General features: G+C 61.9%; 1 protein-coding gene. It reads right to left on the bottom strand.

Going from position 1 to position 562, the window contains the following annotated elements:
- Window positions 1-562 (bottom strand): hypothetical protein (locus ACFFUV_RS24180; RefSeq protein ID WP_512701413.1); only part of this gene is annotated, 562 nt, incomplete at both ends.

The following is a 562-nucleotide window of genomic DNA, read 5'->3' as shown; positions in this document are numbered from 1 at the left end:
GAAGCTTTCATGGCGTCCTGAGCGTTGGAAGACGCGGCACAGGGGCGAAACGCGGCCAGATTCGGTTCTTCCCCGCCCTTTTCTTTCCCTCCGCGGGCCTGAAGCCGGGCATCCCTGTCCTGCACGGTAAAGCGTTTGTAAGGCCGTTCCCTCGTTTCCGCACTCTTTCCGGACACGTAGGCCGGAGCATTCCTGGAAACAATCCGGATAGCATCCCCCCTCAACCCGGGGGAAGAGGCGCGGATCACCGTTTCCCCCGCGTAATAGGACCTGAATTCAATGGCCGCACAGCCGTCAACGATATCGATATCCGTTCCGGGCTCAAACGTGATGCTCTTCCCGGTGGGAAACTCTCCGGGGCCGGACTCCACCGCCAGCGTCACGGGAACGGAATTGGAAAGCTGCCGCCCGGAGGCATCCGCCACCTTCACCATGACATGCACGTCGTCCGTGCCGTCCGCCGGGCTGATCACCTTCTTGTCCGCGGACAGCTTCAACTGCGCCGGCGTTCCCTTTTCCGGCCATTCGGGCGGGGGCACATTCCTGAACTCGTTCCTGTACC

The sequence above is a fragment of the Vibrio olivae genome, from assembly GCF_042428525.1.
Lineage (GTDB): Bacteria > Pseudomonadota > Gammaproteobacteria > Enterobacterales > Vibrionaceae > Vibrio > Vibrio olivae.
The sequence above is the reverse complement of the archived record's forward strand: the minus strand, read 5'-3'. Positions and strand labels throughout refer to the sequence as shown.